Raw genomic sequence first — 15,387 nt, forward strand, 5'->3', positions numbered from 1 at the left:
GACGTTGCAAGGAGCGCTCGCGACGTTCGTAACCGGCACCGCGTTTGCTGTCTTGTTGGACCTTGTCTCTCACCGCATCATTAGGAGGTCGCCATGAACATCCTGCGTCTGCTGAATGAGTCCGACTATATTCAGGTTAACAATCAGTTCGTGAAGCCGGATTTCCATACGGCTTCCGAAGAGTTTTCCGATGACGACGATGTGGTGCTGGAAGCCAATCTGGACGGCCAGGAGCTGGTGTTGACCGTGGCGGATCTGGAGGAGGCGACGCCGCTGGCCGATGGCGGTTTCTGGTTGGAGGGCGTTGGCTATTTGCGTTTCCTGTCGCAGCAGAATCTGCATTGAGCCTCTCCGAGGCGTGGTGACCGCAGGCCCGGCGATGTCCGGGCCTGTCGCATTGTTGGACCTTCCCGCGATTCCGCTTGATTTGGCTCAAATAGCGACCGGGGTTAAAGCTGTTACAGTGCGGTGTTTATTTGATAGTCATATTCGGGTGGCCGCATGGAACAGATCAAAGTAGGCATGATAGGCGCGGGCGAAACCGGAACGCCGCTGTTGCGGCAGCTGTTGGACGCGCCGTTCGTCGGGATGGTGGGCGTCGCGGATTTGAACCTGGATTCTCCGGGCATTCTGCTGGCGCAGCAGCGTGGCATTTCCGTCACCGACAATTTTATCGAACTGGCCGAGCAGGGCAGCAGCATCGACATCATCATCGACGTGACCGGCTCGCGCAAAGTACGCGAGGATTTGCGTCGCTACATGCAGTTTTCCGGCAATACCCATACGGTGATCGTTCACGAGCGCGTCGCCTTGCTGATGCTGTCTCTGGGCGCGGGCAAGCTGGTGACGACCCGGCATGACGATTCGCTGGCGTATTGATTGAGAAATCCAGGATTTGACTGGCGGGCAGCTGGTTGAATTTTGAGGACGCTGGGGGGCTTTCGCCCCCCTTTTTTTTATCATTGGCCATCCTTCCCTCCGTTTGATCAGACCGCTAATCCATCCCTATTGTGCATGCCATAGTGCTATATCTTTATTTAGGTATGGCGATACACATATCCTGATTCCCGGGCAACGCATCCGGGTGCGGCTGTAGTTTCCATTCGACGGGGGTATTCATGCAGACGTCTTTCATGGCGAGACGAACCTTGATGTTCGGCCTCAGCTTCAGCTTGTTTTCCAGTCCCGTGTCGGCCACCTTGGGGCAGCCCTTGCCGGCCGGTCGCGAGCTCGTCGCTCCGCAAGCGCTGGCCTTGAAGGCCGCGCCGCCGGCGCTCTATTCCGTGGCGCAGAGCCGGGACGAGACCGGCCGCGTTATCCGCGAGTTCGCCCGGCAGGCGGACGGCGTGGTGTTCGCGGTGGCGTGGCAGGGGCCGGCGCTGCCGGACATGAGGCAGCTGCTTGGCGATTACTTCTCCAGCTATGTGTCCTCGCAACAGTCCAATCGCGCCGGCTTGAATCGCCTGGAGGGGCGAAGACCGGGGCTGACGGTGATTTCCGCCGGGCGCGCTCGCGCCTTCTTCGGTTTGGCCTATGTGCCCGCGCTGGTGCCGGCGGGCCTCGACATCGATCAACTCAAATAATCCGGGCGGGGTGCGAGATGAAACAGGCTATCTTTGGGCTGGCGCTGACGTGCGCGCTATTGCTGACGGCGTGCGGAGGAGGAGGGGGCGGCGGGATAGGCAGCGTCTCGCCGCCGGACAATGGCGGGTCGACGGCCAATTCGGTGACGATGACGGTGGACAGCGGCCCGGTGGCCAATGTCTATCAGATCAATATGCCCTATGTGTCGGTGACGGTGTGCGCGCCCGGCGGCAGCCCATGCCAGACGATCAGCCGGGTGCTGGTGGACACTGGTTCCAGCGGCTTGCGCTTGCTGGCCAGTGCTTTGAACGGCTCGACGCTGGGCAGCTTGCCCGGGGCGACGACGAACAGCCGGCAATTGGCGGAGTGCATGCAGTTCGCCAGCGGCTTCACCTGGGGCAGCGTCCGCTACGCCGACGTCAAAATGGCGGGCAAGACGGCGTCCTCCCTGCCTATCCAGATCATCAGCGACCCTGCCTACAGTTTTATCCCGGCCGCCTGCAGCGGGACGGGGAGTAATTTGGGTAGTCTGTCGACTTTGAAAGCCAACGGCATACTGGGCGTCGGCCTGCGGCAGCAGGATTGCGGCAGCACTTGCGTCAACTTTAGCAATAACAGCTATTACTATGCCTGCCCGACCGCCCTGAGCTGCCAGCCGGCCCAGGCGGCCGCGTCCTTGCAGGTGTCCAACCCGTTGGTGGGTTTCGCCAGCGACAATAACGGCGTGATGCTGCAATTGCCCGCGGTAGCGATCAGCGGCGCGCCCAGCGCCGCCGGGACGCTGTATTTCGGCGTGGGCACGCAGAGCAACAACGCGCTGGGTGCGGCCAAGGCCTTCCCCACCACGCTGGACGGCAACGGCGTTGACGTGATCTCGACCAGCTATAAATCGCTCAGTTACGGCAGCTTTCTGGACAGCGGCTCCAATGGCTTGTTTTTCCCCGACGCGACGATAGCCACCTGCGTGGTGGGCAGCAGCACTTGGTTTTGCCCCGGCGGCATCCTGAACCTCAACGCCACCTTGAGCGGCGGCGGCAACAACAGCGCGGTGGCGTTCAGCCTGGGCAATGCCGGCTCGCTGTTGCTACAGGGCTATTCCGCCTTGCCCGGCGTGGGCGCGCCGGCCAGCGGTCTGCTTCTTAGCGGTTACTTTGACTGGGGCTTGCCGTTCTTTTACGGCCGCAATGTGTATATCGGCCTGGAGGGAAGGAGCAATCCGCTGGGCAGCGGGCCGATGTTCCTGTTTTGAGAGGACCTTGCGGGTTTCTTGCAACGCAATATAAAGCGTCCTATATCTGGATAGTCATCTCGATGACTTCTCCTTTGTTGAAATTAGCAATCTATACGCCCGGCGAGCGCCGGGCTTTTTTTTATTCGCGCCGGATGGCTCCCCGCGTCTCCGGCTAGAATGTTCGCTTCATGTGTTCTCGAGTTTGCCCATGCCCCGTTTGCTCGCAGTCGATCTGGCGAAATCCTATCGTTTATTGAATCATGGTCCCACGGTGCTGGTGTCCAGCGCGGCCGGGGAGCGTAGCAATGTGATGGCGGCGGCCTGGGCGATGCCGCTGGATTTCGATCCGCCCAAGGTGGCGGTGGTCATCGACAAGGCCACCCATACCCGGGCGTTGATCGAGGCCTCGGGCGAGTTTGTGCTCAACGTGCCCTGCCGCGCCCAGGCCGAGGCGGTGCTGCGCGCCGGCGGCGCCGACGGCAGGCAGGTGGACAAATTCGCGCACAGCGGCTTGAGCCGGCTTCCGTCGCAGCGGGTGGCCGCGCCGCGCGTGGACGGCTGCATCGCCTATCTGGAGTGCAAGGTGATCAGCGAGCCGCGGAATCAGCAACGCTACGATCTGTTTATCGGCGAGGTGGTGGCGGCGGAGGCGGACGCGGAGGTGTTCGCCGACGGCCACTGGCGTTTCGACGGCGACGCCAAGCGCAGCTTGCACTATATTGCCGGCGGCGCCTTCTTCGCGACGGGGGAGGCTTTCGAGGTGGAGAAGTGAGGAGCCGGCGATAAAAAAAGCGGCCGTGACGGCCGCTTTGGTTTGAGAGGCGCAGCGCTTAGCGCCATTCCACCAGCGCGTAATTCTTCTTGCCGCGCTTGAGCAGGGTGTAGCGGCCGAACAGGCGTTCGGCGTCGCCGAAGCGCTGCTCCAGGCTATCGGCCTTGTCGCCGTTGACGCTGACCGCGCCGCTCTGGATGAAGGTGCGCGCCTCGCTCTTGGACTTGGCCAGGCCGCCGGCGGCCAGCGCGTCGATCAGGCTGTCGGCATCGCGTTCCAGCTGGATGCTGGGCAGGCCGTCCTGGGCCAATTGGGCGAAGTCGTCGGCGGTGAGGCTGCTCAGGTCGTTGTTGAACAGGCTTTGAGTGATGCGCTGCGCCGCCTCCAGCGCGGCCGCGCCGTGCACCATGGCCGTCATTTGCTCGCCCAGGATGCGCTGCGCTTCCGGTTTGCCGTCGCGGGCCTGGTCGGCGGCCTCGATCTCGGCGATCTCTTCCAGCGACAGGAAGGTGAAGTAGCGCAGGAATTTGTACACGTCGGCGTCGGCGGTGCCCAGCCAGAACTGATAGAAGGCGTAAGGCGACGTCTTTTTGGCGTCCAGCCAGATGGCGCCGGATTCGGTCTTGCCGAACTTGGTGCCGTCGGACTTGGTCACCAGCGGCACGGTCAGGCCGAACACCTGCTGCTGTTGCAGGCGGCGGGTGAGGTCGATGCCGGCGGTGATGTTGCCCCACTGGTCGGAGCCGCCGATCTGAAGCTTGCAGCCGAAGCGACGGTTCAGCTCGGAGAAGTCGTAGCCTTGCAGCAGGCTGTAGGAGAACTCGGTGAAGGAAATGCCCTGGTCCTCGCGGTTGATGCGTTGCTGGACCGACTCCTTCTTGATCATCGCGTTGACCGAGAAGTGCTTGCCGATGTCGCGCAGGAAGTCCAGCGTGTTCATCTGGCCGAACCAGTCGTAGTTATTGGCCATCAAGGCGGCGTTGTCGCCTTCGAAGCTGAGGAAGGGCTCGACCTGGCCGCGGATCTTCTCCACCCAGCCCTGGATCACGTCCGGAGTGTTCAGCTTGCGCTCGGCGGCCTTGAAGCTGGGGTCGCCTATCATGCCGGTGGCGCCGCCCACCAGCGCCACCGGACGGTGGCCGGCCTGCTGGAAGCGCCGCAACATCAGCACCGGCACCAGATGGCCCAGATGCAGGCTGTCGGCGGTGGGGTCGAAGCCGCAATAAAGGGTCACCTGCTCCTTGCTCAGAAGTTCTTCCAGCGCAACGGCGTCCGTGGTTTGCGCAATCAGGCCGCGGGCCTGCAGATCCTGAATCAGGGGGGCATGGTTCATTTATCGGGTCTCCAACTAAGGTGATGCGCGGCAATGGCGGGATGAAGGCGCCGCCGCAAAAAGTTAGGCCGCCCGTTGGCGGGCGGCGTAGCCGGACTCGCCAAGCGAGCCCAATCAAGGATATTAACCGAAAACCGGTGGTTTTTGCCCCCTTTTTGTCGGTAGAATCCGGGTAAAACCCCATTTGGATTAGGGTTTGTCGGCTCGGCACGGTATTATCATGTTGCAGTGCATGAATTCGGGTACGCCTGAGCGGGCGAGTTTTTGGATCAAGGAGTGAAAACGCGATGACGCAAATGGTAAAAGTGTGGGATGCGCCCACCCGCTTGTTTCACTGGGCGCTAGTGATTCTGTTCGCCGGTATGTGGTATAGCGGCGAGCAGGGCGGCGATTGGCTGCAATACCATATCTGGTGCGGCTCCGGCCTCGCCAGCCTGTTGCTGTTCCGCCTGATCTGGGGCGTGATCGGCAGCCAGACCGCGCGCTTCAGCAATTTCATCAAGGGGCCGCGCAGCATTGTCCGCTATCTGCGCGGCGAATTGAGCGAGAACGAGCAGCCGGGCCACAATCCGCTGGGCGGCCTGATGGTGTTGGCGATGCTGCTGGCCTTGCTGGCCCAGGTGAGCACCGGCCTGTTCGCCGCCGACGTCGACAGCTATCTGTACGACGGCCCGTTGGCCAAGCTGCTGAGCGGCGATGCGGCTGAAGCCGCCACCTCGTTCCACAAGAGCTTTTTCAATGTGATCCTGGGCCTGGTCGGCCTGCACTTGCTGGCCATCGTCGCTTATCGGGTGTTCAAGAAGAACAATCTGGTGAAGGCGATGATTACCGGCAACAAGGCCATCGCCGGCGATGTGCCGCGCTTGGAGTTCGCGCCCGTCATCATCGCGCTGGTGGCCTTGCTGGTGTCCAGCGGCGGCGTCTATGTGCTGTTGACGCGTTTGTGAGCGCAGAACGCGGCGCGTTGTTCGCGCCGCGAGGGACAAGCGGAAGGGCGGCGCGAGCCGCCCTTTTTCGTGGCCGCGATTTACTTCTCCGGGCCGCGGAAGGCGTCGTGGCAGACCTTGCAGCTCTGCGCCACCGCGCCGTAGCTTTTCTTGATGGCGGCGAGATCGCCGCCGCGGGCAGCCTGGTCCAGGTCGGCCACCGATTTCAGGAAGGCGTCCTTGTCGGCCTGGAACTTGGCCGGCTGGCTCCAGATTTCCGGCTTGGCGCGGCTCTTGCCGCTGATGCTGTTGGCGGGAAAGTGATTGAAGGGCTCGGCGGCGATCTGTTTCAAGGCGTCGGCCTGACGAATGAAGGCGTCCTTGCGATACGGGTCGCGGCCGCGCACCGCAGCGCCCATCGGCTCAAAGGCCAGCAATACTTTTTTGAAGGATTTGGCGCGGGTTTCGGCCGGTGTGTCGGCCAGCGCCAGCGGCGCCGCGACGGCGCCCAACAGCAATACGGTCAGCAGTTTTTTCATTCAGGGATCTTCGGGGCTGGGGTCTGGCGGCGCCGATGCAAGCAAACAGCCCGCTGACTAGCGGGCTGCTAAGGTCGCGGCGCGACGGGGCTCAATCCTTGCGGAAGGCGTCGTGACAGGCCTTACAGGTTTTCTGGGTGGCGCCGAACTGCACCTTGATCGCGCCCAGGTCGCCGCCGGCGGCCACTTGCTTCAGTTTGGCGGTGGCGGCCTTGTGGTTGTCGATGGCTTTTTGCCAGTCGGCGGGCTTGCTCCAGATTTCCGGTTTGGCGTCGGTTTTGCCGGCGGTGCTGCCGGCCGGGAAATGCTGCCACGGTTTCTGGGACAGAGCCTCCAGCTCGCCGGCCAGCTTGGCGAACTCGTCCTTGTTGTAAGGGGTTTCGCCCTTGACCATCTTGCCCATGCCGCCAACCACCGGCTTGTATTGCTTGAAGACGTCTTGGCGCTGAGCGATCGGATCGGCGGCAAGAGCCTGGCCGGCGAGTGTGGCGGCAACGGCTAGCATCAACAGCTTTTTCATGTCATTTCCTTATATGAGCGATGGGTGATAGGCCATAAGACTATCATGGACATTTCGGTGCACAAAGCTACCACGACGATGGATCATGATAAACCGATGAATGATTAATCCTTGTGAATTTGAGATGTTATACAGTAACATTGCGTCCTGATTAAACAAGCGGGTGTCCGGCATGGACCATCAAGCCTATCTGGCCGCGGCGGAGCGGCATTGCGAACGGCGCGGCAGCAAGCTGACCGCATTGCGCCGTCAGGTGCTGGAGCTGGTGCTGCGCTACAGCGGGGTGGTCAAGGCTTACCAGGTCCTGGCGGATCTGCAGCAGGAGCGCGGCGCCGCCGCGCCGCCCACCGTATATCGAGCGTTGGATTTTCTGGTGGAGCACGGCCTGCTGCACAAGGTGGACGCCTTGAACGGCTTCATTGTCTGCGATCACTTCGAATGCCAGCACGAAGGGCTGATCCTGGTCTGCGGCGATTGCGGCCAGGTGCAGGAGATCGACGCCGCGCCGGCCTTGAGCGCGCTGCGCCAGGCCGCGCAGGCGGTGGCTTTTTCCCTGTGTCCGCAAAACCTGGTGTTGACGGGGCGTTGCCAGTCCTGCAGCGCCTGAATCCACGAATTCCCTGATCCATGAAAAAAACCATAGTCAACTTGTTCACCGGCTTTCTCGGGGTGGGCAAGACCACGGCGTTGCGCCATTTGATCGAACGCCGCCCCGCGCATGAAAAGTGGGCGATCATCGTCAATGAGTTCGGCGAGGTCGGCATCGACGGCGCGGCCCTGAGCCAGGACGAGCTGGCGGTGGCGGAAATCGCCGGCGGCTGCCTGTGTTGCGTGGCCGGACCGCAGATGACCGCCACGGTGGCGACCCTGTTGCGCCGCGAACGCCCGGACCGTTTGCTGATCGAGGCCAGCGGCCTGGCGCACGCGGCCGGCGTCATCGACGAACTGCGCGCCAAGCCCTTGGGCGAGGCGCTGGAAGTGGGCGCGGTGTTGACCCTGGTGGATCCGCGCCAGTTCATTCAGCCGGATTATCATCGCCAGCCGCTGTACCGGGACCAGATTTCCATCGCCGACGTGCTGGTGGCCAACAAGATAGACACCGCCGACGTGCCGACGATGGACGCTTTCCGTCAACAGGCGGCGGCTTTGTTCCCGCCCAAGTCGCTGGTGGGCGAAGTGCGCAACGGCGAACTGGACCCGGCCTGGCTGGACGCCGCCGTCGCGCCCAAGCCGCGTTATCGGCCGTCGGTGCCGGACGACGCCGCCGCGCAATGGCGCTCGATGGGCTGGACTTTCGAGCCGGAGCAAGCCTTTGACGGAGAGCGGCTGACCCGCTTCTTCGATGCGCTGCCCGCCCTGGTGCCGGGCCTGGTACGCGCCAAAGGCGTGTTCAAAGTGCTGGACAGCTGGGTGTGGCTGAACTGGGCGGCCGGCCAGTGGGGCGCGGCTCAGGTGTCCTGGCGACGCGACAGCCGCTTTGAACTGATCGCCGAGGATTTCGACGCCGCCGCGGTCGAGGACACCTTGCGGAGGTGTTTCGAATGACGCCAAAACCTTCACATCAGCATGGGCACCAGCATCTGACGCCGGCCAATTTCAAGGCGCCGTTCAGTCTGCTGGCGATGTCGGCCTGGCAACGACTGGGCCTGGCCTGCGCCGCGCTGGCGGTTCTGTGGGTTCTGGTGGCCTGGGCCTTGCAGGAGGTCGCATGAGCGTCAGCCTGCGGAACCTGACGGTTTCCTATCAGCGCCATCCGGCGGTGCACCATGTCAGCGGCTGCTTCGCCGCCGGCGACGCCACCGCGATTTTCGGCCCCAACGGCGCCGGCAAGAGCACCTTGCTCAAGACCATGATAGGCGCTTTGAAGCCGGACTCCGGCTCGGTGCAGCTGGATGGTTTTAAGCGCCGGGACATCGCCTATTTGCCGCAGCAGTCCGAAATCGACCGCTCCTTGCCGGTCAGCGTGCTGGATCTGGTGTGCACCGGCTTGTGGCACGACACCGGCGTGTTCGGCGGCGTTAGCCGCCGCGGCCGCGACCAGGCTCTGCTGGCCCTGGAGCAGGTGGGCCTGGCCGACTTCGCGCTGCGGCCGATCTCGGCGCTGTCCAGCGGCCAGTTCCAGCGCGTGCTGTTCGCCCGCATCCTGGTGCAGGACGCCCGCCTGATCCTGCTGGACGAACCGTTCAACGCGGTGGACGCCAAGACCACCTACGACCTGCTGGAGCTGGTGCGCCATTGGCGCGAGGAGGGCCGCACCGTGGTGGCGGTGCTGCACGATTACGAGCAGGTGCGGGCCTATTTCCCGCACACCTTGTTGCTGGCGCGCGAAGTGGTGGCCTGGGGCGATACCGCCGAAGTACTGTGCGACGCCAATCTGAAACGCGCGGTGGACACCGCCGCGCATTGGCAATCCCAGGCCGCGGTCTGCGAAGTGGATGGAGCGCAAGCCTGATGCTGCACTTATACGATTTACTGGTGGCCCCGTTCGCCGAATTCGCCTTCATGCGCCGGGCGCTGGTCGGCTGCCTGGCCCTGGCCTTGGGCAGCGGGCCGATCGGCCTGTTTCTGGTGATGCGGCGCATGAGCCTGATGGGCGACGCGATGAGCCACGCGGTGCTGCCCGGCGCCGCGGTGGGCTTCATGATGGCCGGCCTCAGCCTGCCGGCGATGAGCCTGGGCGGTTTCTTCGCCGGCGTGCTGGTGGCGCTGCTGGCCGGCCTGGCCACGCGTTTCACCAGCATCAAGGAAGACGCCAGCTTCGCCGCTTTCTACCTGTTGTCCCTGTCCATCGGCGTCTTGCTGGTGTCGCGCGGCGGCAGCAATGTGGACTTGATGCACATCCTGTTCGGCTCGGTGCTGGCGGTGGACGACGCGGCCCTGTTCCTGGTGGCCGGCGTCGCTTCCTTCACCCTGCTGGCGCTGGCCTTGATCTACCGCCCCCTGTTGCTGGAAAGCCTGGACCCGGTCTACCTGCGCGCGGTGGGCGCGCGCGGCGGGCTGTGGCACATGCTGTTCCTGATGCTGGTGGTGCTGAACCTGGTGGCCGGCTTCCAGGCGCTGGGCACCTTGATGGCGGTGGGCCTGATGATGTTGCCGGCGATCACCGCCCGCCTGTGGACCGAGCGCATCGAAGCCCTGCTCGGCCTGTCGGTGGCCATCGCCTTCCTGGCCGGCCTGGGCGGTCTCTTGCTGTCCTATCACTTCGAATTGCCCTCCGGACCGGCCATCATTTTGCTGGCGGGCCTGGTCTATCTGCTGTCGCTGCTGTTGGCGCCGGTGGGCGGGGCTTTGCCGCGCTACATCCGCGCCCGGCATCTGGAATCCTGAACCCTTGATAAGGAAGTCGCCGATGAAGAAATCAATCATGGCCCTGTTGTTGCTGGGCCTGCCCTTGTCCGCCTGGGCCAAGCTGCCGGTGGTCGCCAGCTTCAGCATCGTGGCCGACATGACGCGCGAGATCGGCGGCGATCGCGTCGAAGTGTCCTCGCTGGTGGGGCCGGACCAGGACGCCCACGTGTTCCAGCCGTCGCCGGCCGACGTCAAGAAAGTGGCCGCGGCCAAGCTGTTGGTCACCAACGGCCTGGGCATGGAGGGCTGGATGGTGCGCTTGAGCAAGGCCGCTCATTTCAAGGGCGTGCAAGTGGAGGCGGGCAAGGGCATCAAGACCCGCGAAGCGGAAGACGAAGATCACCACGGGCACGATCACGGCCATGCCGGGCATGACCACGGGGCCATCGATCCGCACGCCTGGCACGATCCCAAGCGCGTGCTGACCTATATCCGCAACATCGAAGCCGGCCTGAGCCAGGCGGATCCGGCCGGCAAGCAGGAGTACGCCCGCCGCGCCGCCGACTACGCGGCCAAGGTGAAGGAACTGGACGCCTGGGCGGCCAAGGCCTTCGCCGCCGTGCCCGTCGCCAAGCGCAAGATGCTGACGTCGCACGACGCCTTCGGCTATCTGGGCGAGCGTTACCAGCTGCAAGTGCTGGCCATCCAGGGCGTCAGCACCGAGTCCGAGGCGTCGGCCAAGGCGGTGGCCCGGCTGGTGCGCCAGGTGCGGCAAGAGAAAGTGTCGGCGGTGTTCATGGAGAATATGACCGACAAGCGTCTGCTGGAGCAGCTGTCGCGCGAGGCCAAGGTGACGATAGGCGGCAAGCTGTACGCCGACGCGCTGTCCGGCCCGTCCGGCCCGGCGCCCAGCTATCTGGCGATGTTCCGCTACAATGTGGACACCATTCTGAAATCGTTCAGATAAGCGCCCGCAGCAACTGCCAGGCGCCGATGCCCGCAACGACCAGTCCCGCCGTCAGGCGGACTGGTCGTTGTTGCATCCAGCGGCGCAGGCTGTTGGCGAAAGCGCCCATCAGCAAGAGATTGGGCAAGGTGCCGAGCCCGAAAGCCAGCATGGCCAGCGCGCCGCCGGACGCGCTGCCGGTGGCCAGCGCCGACAGGGAGGCGCTGTAGACCAGGCCACAGGGCAGCCAGCCCCAGATCATGCCGGCCAGCAGGGCGGACTGAGGCGAGCGGACCGGCAGCAGGGGGCCCAGCAGCGGCTGCAAGCGCCGCCAGATCGGCACGCCCAGGCGCTCGATCAGATTGACCGCGCCGGACAGGCCGGCCAGGTACAGGCCCATGGCCACCAGCATCAGGTTGGCCAACAGCGCCAGCGCCAGTTGCAGGCCGCGGATGTCCAGCAGGGCGAGGCCGGTGGCGGCCAGGCCGCCCAACAGCGCGCCTATCAGCGCGTAGCTGCCGACGCGTCCCAGATTGTAGGCCAGCATGATGCGCCAGCGGCCGGTTTCGGGGGGCAGATTCAAGGTCAGCGCGGCGACGATGCCGCCGCACATGCCCATGCAGTGGCCGCCGCCCAGCAAGCCCGCCAGAAACAATATCCACCCGCTCGTTTCAATCATGCCGCAACCTGTCTCAGAAAGCTCTATGGTAACAGAGTGGCGGCCCGCGCTTGTGCGCGCGGCGGTCATATTTGCTTTTGGCATTTATTGCCTTTATCAAAATTTTACTTGGCATCTCCTTAAAGAAAGTTATAAAAAAAATGATGGTCTTGCCAGCCGACTACTGGTCAAAAGGTCAGTTTGCAATGAGAATGCTGCTTTGGCTTCGGACCTATGCGCAATGGGTCCCGCGCTGAGGATCCAGGCGCTCGACCTGGTCAAAACATATGCATCAGCGATGTAATCCATGGGGATAGAGTGAGGAAAATATGGCCAAGTATCTGACACTTGAGCGGCTGGGCCAGTCAGCGATCGTGACTCTCAAAAACGCGCCGGCAAATTTGCTGACCACGGAGAGCCTGAATGAGCTGGCTACGACGATGCGGTCGCTGGATGCGGATCCGGCTGTGCGTTCGGTGGTGTTGACCGGCGCGGGCGACGCGTTTTTTTCCGCCGGCGCCGATTTGAAGCAATTCGCGTCCGGCGACGCGGCCGAGGCCGACAAGGTGTTCGACGCCTTCGCCGAGGCTTTGCGTAGCTTGCAGCAATACCGCGGCGTTACGGTGGCCGCGATCAACGGCTACGCCTTGGGCGGCGGCCTGGAACTGGCGCTGGGCTGTGATTACATGGTGGCCGAGCGCGGAGCCAAGCTCGGGCTGCCGGAGGCCAAGGTGGGCATCATCCCGGCGGCGGGCGGCACCAAGACGCTGGCGGACAAGGTGGGCGTTTCCTGGGCCAAGCGCATCATTCTGGGCGGCGAAGTGGTGACGGCGGAAAAGGCCTTGACCATAGGTCTGATCGAGGAAGTGGTGGACCAGGGCTTCGCCAAGATCGTGGCGATCAGCCTGGCCAACAAGGTGGCGAACCAAGCGCCGGGCGCGGTGGCCGCCGCGCGTCGTCTGATCGAGGAAAGCGGCAACCTGACGCTGGCCCAGCATCTGGAGCGCGAGCGCGCCGCGGTGCGCCAGCTGATGGGCAGCGCGGAGCAGATCGAGGGCGTCAGCGCCTTCATCGCCAAGCGCAGCCCCAGCTGGGTCGAGTCCGGCGATGATTGAACATCCCGCGTCTCATGTAAAACCGCCTGTCGCCGTTTCGGCCGCAGGCGGTTTGTTTTGACGCTCCGCTCGCGCGGCTCCAGCCGTAGCCGGCGAGATCGCTGATCTTGCCGTCGTCGAAGCGGAACGCCGAGCGCCCGCTCAATTCCGGCGTGTCTCTCGCCTGGCCGCCGTCAGGCGGGTCCTGAGCCAACAGGGCCTGCTAACGGTTGCGGCCGCATTGGCGCGCGCCCTGTCTGGCGGGCGCCGTCAGCGCAGTTGACGCAGCAGGAAGGCGTATTCCATCGCCGCGATGTCGGCCTCTTGCTGATGATTGGCGGCGGCGCCGTGCCCGCCCTCGGTGCGCTCGAAATACTGCACCGGGGCGCCCATCGCCTGCATGGCCGCGAACATCTTGCGGGCATGGCCGGGATGAACCCTGTCGTCCAGCGTCGAAGTCATGAACAGGGTGGCCGGGTAGCGCGCGTCAGACTTCAGATTCTGATAGGGCGAGTAACGGCGGATATAGGCCCAGTCTTCCGGCAGATCCGGATTGCCGTATTCGTCCATCCAACTGGCTCCGGCCAGCAAGCGATTGAAGCGGCGCATGTCCAGCAGCGGCACCTGGCAGACCACGGCGTTGAACAGCTCCGGGCGCTGAGTCAGCATCACCCCCATCAGCAGGCCGCCGTTGCTGCCGCCCTTGATGCCCAGATGGCGGGCGTCGGCCACGCCGCGCTTGGCCAGGTCTTCGGCGATGGCGGCGAAGTCGTCGTAGGCGTTCTGGCGCAGGTGTTTGCGCGCCGCCTCGTGCCAGGCCGGACCGTATTCGCCGCCGCCGCGGATATTGGCCAGCGCGTAGACGCCGCCGCGATCCAGCCAGGCCTTGCCCAGCGCGCCGCTGTAGCGCGGCGTCAGCGACACTTCGAAGCCGCCGTAGCCGTACAGCAGCGTCGGATTGCTGCCGTCCAGCTTGATGTCCTTGCGGCTGACCAGGAAGTAGGGCACTTGGGTGCCGTCGCGCGAGCTGGCGAACCACTGCTGGATGCGGTAGGGGCTGGCGTCGAAAAAGCCGGGCTGTTGTTTCAGCGTCTGGCGCTCATCGCCGCCGGTCTCGGCCAGCGCCAGCGTCGGCGGGGTCAGAAAGTCGGTGTAGCTGTAGAAATAGCGGTTGTCGCGATCGGGATCGACCGCGCGTACGCTGATGCTGCCGAAGCTGGGCGTGGCCACCGGCCGCGATTGCCATTGGCCGGCCACGACCTTCCATTCCCGCAGGCGGCTGCCGACATTGTCCAGCGTGGTCAAGAGCAGGCTGTCGCGGGTGGGCGTTTGTTCCGCCAGCGAGACGGCGGCGCTGGGTTCGAACAAGGGGGTGAAGTCGCGCGCGCCGGCCAGGTAGGCGTCGACATCGATGGCCAGCAGGGAGCCGCCGCGCCAGGTTTTTGCGCCGATCTTCCAGTCCTGCTTGGGCGTCAGCAGCAGCCAGTTGTCGAAGAAATCGACGCCGGCGTGCTCGGGTTTGTCCAGCTTGCGCCATTCTCCACCCACCAGCAGCCGGGTTTCCGTGGTGAAGAAGCTGGGCGCGCGGGTGATCACGTCGTAGCGGCGGCCTTGAGCGTCTATCCTGGCCGCGTGCACGGCGACGTCGGCTTGCCGCCCTTCGAACACGGTTTGCGCCTGGGCCAGCGGCTGGCCGCGGCGCCAGGTCTTGACGACGCGGGGGTAGCCGGAGTCGGTCAGCGATCCGGGGCCGAAGTCGCTCATCACATACAGGGTATCGAGGTCCTGCCAGCTGACTTCGCTCTTGGCTTCCGGCAGATGGAAGCCGTCCTTGACGAAGGCCTTGGCGGCCGGGTCGAATTCGCGCACCACCGCGGCGTCGCCGCCGCCGCGGCTGAGCCGCAGCAGGCAGCGCTCTTGATTGGGACGCAGGCAGTCGGCCCCTTGCCAGACCCAGTTTTCCCCTTCGTCCTTGGCCAGGCGGTCCAGGTCCAGCACGGTTTCCCATTGCGGCGCGGACTTGCGGTATTCGTCCAGCGTGGCGCGCCGCCACAGCCCGCGCGGATGGTCTTTGTCGCGCCAGAAGTTGTAGTAGAGCTCGCCTATCTTCTCTACGGAGGGGATGCGGTCGTTGGAATCCAGGATGGTCAGCAGTTCGCGGCGCAGCGCCGGATAATCGGCTTGCCGGCCGATGTCATGGCGCGTGTTCGCGTTTTGCCGGCCGACCCAGGCCAGCGCTTCTTTGCCTTGAATCTCCTCCAGCCACAGATACGGGTCTTGAGCGGCGCTCGCCGTGGCGCAGAGCGCGAGCAGGGCGAAGGACAGGGTGGTGCCTAAGGTTTTCATCCGGACGGGTTTCCCTTATTTCAGCCAATGGCTGTAGACAGTGGATTGTTTTTGATGTGTCCGAATACTGTAGCGTTCGAGAATTTGTTTGTCATCAACCGTCGCGCGGACGGACAAGGCAAACGGCGGCCTTGATGGGACAGGGCCGCC

The 15,387-nt window shown here is 64.0% G+C and carries 18 protein-coding genes; 13 read left to right on the forward strand and 5 right to left on the reverse strand.

Annotated features, from left to right (window positions below; all coding sequences use genetic code 11):
- The first annotated feature begins 93 nt into the window (after nt 1-93).
- The 5 genes from VK98_RS15510 (at nt 94) to VK98_RS15530 (ending at nt 3,587) form a co-directional block, all read left to right on the forward strand.
- Nucleotides 94-345 carry a hypothetical protein gene (locus VK98_RS15510; protein WP_019101157.1) on the forward strand — a complete coding sequence of 84 codons (252 nt, stop codon included), beginning with the start codon at nt 94-96 and terminating at the stop codon, nt 343-345.
- Nucleotides 346-501: 156 nt separating this feature from the next.
- Nucleotides 502-879, forward strand: a complete 378-nt coding sequence (locus VK98_RS15515; RefSeq protein ID WP_019101158.1) for an oxidoreductase — start codon at nt 502-504, stop codon at nt 877-879.
- Nucleotides 880-1,133: 254 nt separating this feature from the next.
- Complete coding sequence (locus VK98_RS15520) at nt 1,134-1,583, forward strand: DUF2844 domain-containing protein (protein WP_197083067.1); 450 nt, start codon at nt 1,134-1,136, stop codon at nt 1,581-1,583.
- 17 nt (nt 1,584-1,600) lie between these two features.
- The gene (locus VK98_RS15525; protein WP_082159065.1) at nt 1,601-2,833 is read left to right on the forward strand and encodes a DUF3443 domain-containing protein; all 1,233 of its coding nucleotides are present in this window, start codon (nt 1,601-1,603) and stop codon (nt 2,831-2,833) included.
- A 190-nt stretch (nt 2,834-3,023) separates the two neighbouring features.
- Nucleotides 3,024-3,587, forward strand: coding sequence for a flavin reductase family protein (locus tag VK98_RS15530; RefSeq protein ID WP_048414912.1), 564 nt, complete (start codon nt 3,024-3,026; stop codon nt 3,585-3,587).
- Between the two features lie 58 nt (nt 3,588-3,645).
- Here the strand turns inward: VK98_RS15530 and tyrS are convergent, their stop codons facing one another.
- Entirely contained in the window at nt 3,646-4,920 is a 1,275-nt protein-coding gene (tyrS, locus tag VK98_RS15535; RefSeq protein ID WP_048414913.1) for a tyrosine--tRNA ligase, read from the reverse strand.
- 287 nt (nt 4,921-5,207) lie between these two features.
- On the opposite strand from tyrS, the gene VK98_RS15540 reads away from it, so the two are divergent.
- The gene (locus tag VK98_RS15540; protein WP_048414914.1) at nt 5,208-5,867 is read left to right on the forward strand and encodes a cytochrome b/b6 domain-containing protein; all 660 of its coding nucleotides are present in this window, start codon (nt 5,208-5,210) and stop codon (nt 5,865-5,867) included.
- Between the two features lie 80 nt (nt 5,868-5,947).
- Here the strand turns inward: VK98_RS15540 and VK98_RS15545 are convergent, their stop codons facing one another.
- Both VK98_RS15545 and VK98_RS15550 read right to left on the reverse strand, forming a co-directional pair.
- A complete protein-coding gene (locus VK98_RS15545) occupies nt 5,948-6,385 on the reverse strand; it encodes a cytochrome c (RefSeq protein ID WP_048414915.1) in 438 nt (145 codons plus the stop codon).
- Between the two features lie 91 nt (nt 6,386-6,476).
- Complete coding sequence (locus tag VK98_RS15550; protein WP_048414916.1) at nt 6,477-6,905, reverse strand: cytochrome c; 429 nt, start codon at nt 6,903-6,905, stop codon at nt 6,477-6,479.
- 172 nt (nt 6,906-7,077) lie between these two features.
- On the opposite strand from VK98_RS15550, the gene VK98_RS15555 reads away from it, so the two are divergent.
- Genes VK98_RS15555 through VK98_RS15575 form a run of 6 tightly spaced genes read left to right on the forward strand, consistent with a single transcriptional unit; the run spans nt 7,078 to nt 11,160 of the window.
- The gene (locus VK98_RS15555) at nt 7,078-7,512 is read left to right on the forward strand and encodes a Fur family transcriptional regulator (protein ID WP_019101166.1); all 435 of its coding nucleotides are present in this window, start codon (nt 7,078-7,080) and stop codon (nt 7,510-7,512) included.
- Between the two features lie 20 nt (nt 7,513-7,532).
- Nucleotides 7,533-8,450 carry a GTP-binding protein gene (locus VK98_RS15560; RefSeq protein ID WP_048414917.1) on the forward strand — a complete coding sequence of 306 codons (918 nt, stop codon included), beginning with the start codon at nt 7,533-7,535 and terminating at the stop codon, nt 8,448-8,450.
- A complete protein-coding gene (locus VK98_RS23805; RefSeq protein WP_156187902.1) occupies nt 8,447-8,617 on the forward strand; it encodes a hypothetical protein in 171 nt (56 codons plus the stop codon). The genes VK98_RS15560 and VK98_RS23805 overlap by 4 nt, the downstream gene beginning before the upstream one ends.
- Complete coding sequence (locus VK98_RS15565; RefSeq protein WP_048414918.1) at nt 8,614-9,357, forward strand: metal ABC transporter ATP-binding protein; 744 nt, start codon at nt 8,614-8,616, stop codon at nt 9,355-9,357. Before VK98_RS23805 ends, VK98_RS15565 begins: the two co-directional genes overlap by 4 nt.
- Before the next feature lie 2 nt (nt 9,358-9,359).
- Nucleotides 9,360-10,232 carry a metal ABC transporter permease gene (locus VK98_RS15570; protein ID WP_197083069.1) on the forward strand — a complete coding sequence of 291 codons (873 nt, stop codon included), beginning with the start codon at nt 9,360-9,362 and terminating at the stop codon, nt 10,230-10,232.
- Nucleotides 10,233-10,254: 22 nt separating this feature from the next.
- Nucleotides 10,255-11,160, forward strand: coding sequence for a metal ABC transporter solute-binding protein, Zn/Mn family (locus tag VK98_RS15575; RefSeq protein WP_048414920.1), 906 nt, complete (start codon nt 10,255-10,257; stop codon nt 11,158-11,160).
- On the opposite strand, the gene VK98_RS15580 is transcribed toward VK98_RS15575, so the two are convergent.
- On the reverse strand, nt 11,153-11,818 hold the full coding sequence (locus VK98_RS15580; RefSeq protein ID WP_048414921.1) for a sulfite exporter TauE/SafE family protein: 666 nt from the start codon (nt 11,816-11,818) through the stop codon (nt 11,153-11,155). The two genes, VK98_RS15575 and VK98_RS15580, sit on opposite strands and share 8 nt — an antisense overlap.
- 308 nt (nt 11,819-12,126) lie before the next feature.
- Here VK98_RS15580 and VK98_RS15585 point away from each other — a divergent pair, with 308 nt between their 5' ends.
- Complete coding sequence (locus VK98_RS15585; RefSeq protein WP_048414922.1) at nt 12,127-12,912, forward strand: enoyl-CoA hydratase; 786 nt, start codon at nt 12,127-12,129, stop codon at nt 12,910-12,912.
- A gap of 249 nt (nt 12,913-13,161) precedes the next feature.
- On the opposite strand, the gene VK98_RS15590 is transcribed toward VK98_RS15585, so the two are convergent.
- Nucleotides 13,162-15,237 carry a prolyl oligopeptidase family protein gene (locus tag VK98_RS15590; protein WP_053077421.1) on the reverse strand — a complete coding sequence of 692 codons (2,076 nt, stop codon included), beginning with the start codon at nt 15,235-15,237 and terminating at the stop codon, nt 13,162-13,164.
- Nucleotides 15,238-15,387 lie beyond the last annotated feature (150 nt).

The organism is Chromobacterium sp. LK11 (assembly GCF_001043705.1).
Classification (GTDB): domain Bacteria; phylum Pseudomonadota; class Gammaproteobacteria; order Burkholderiales; family Chromobacteriaceae; genus Chromobacterium; species Chromobacterium alkanivorans.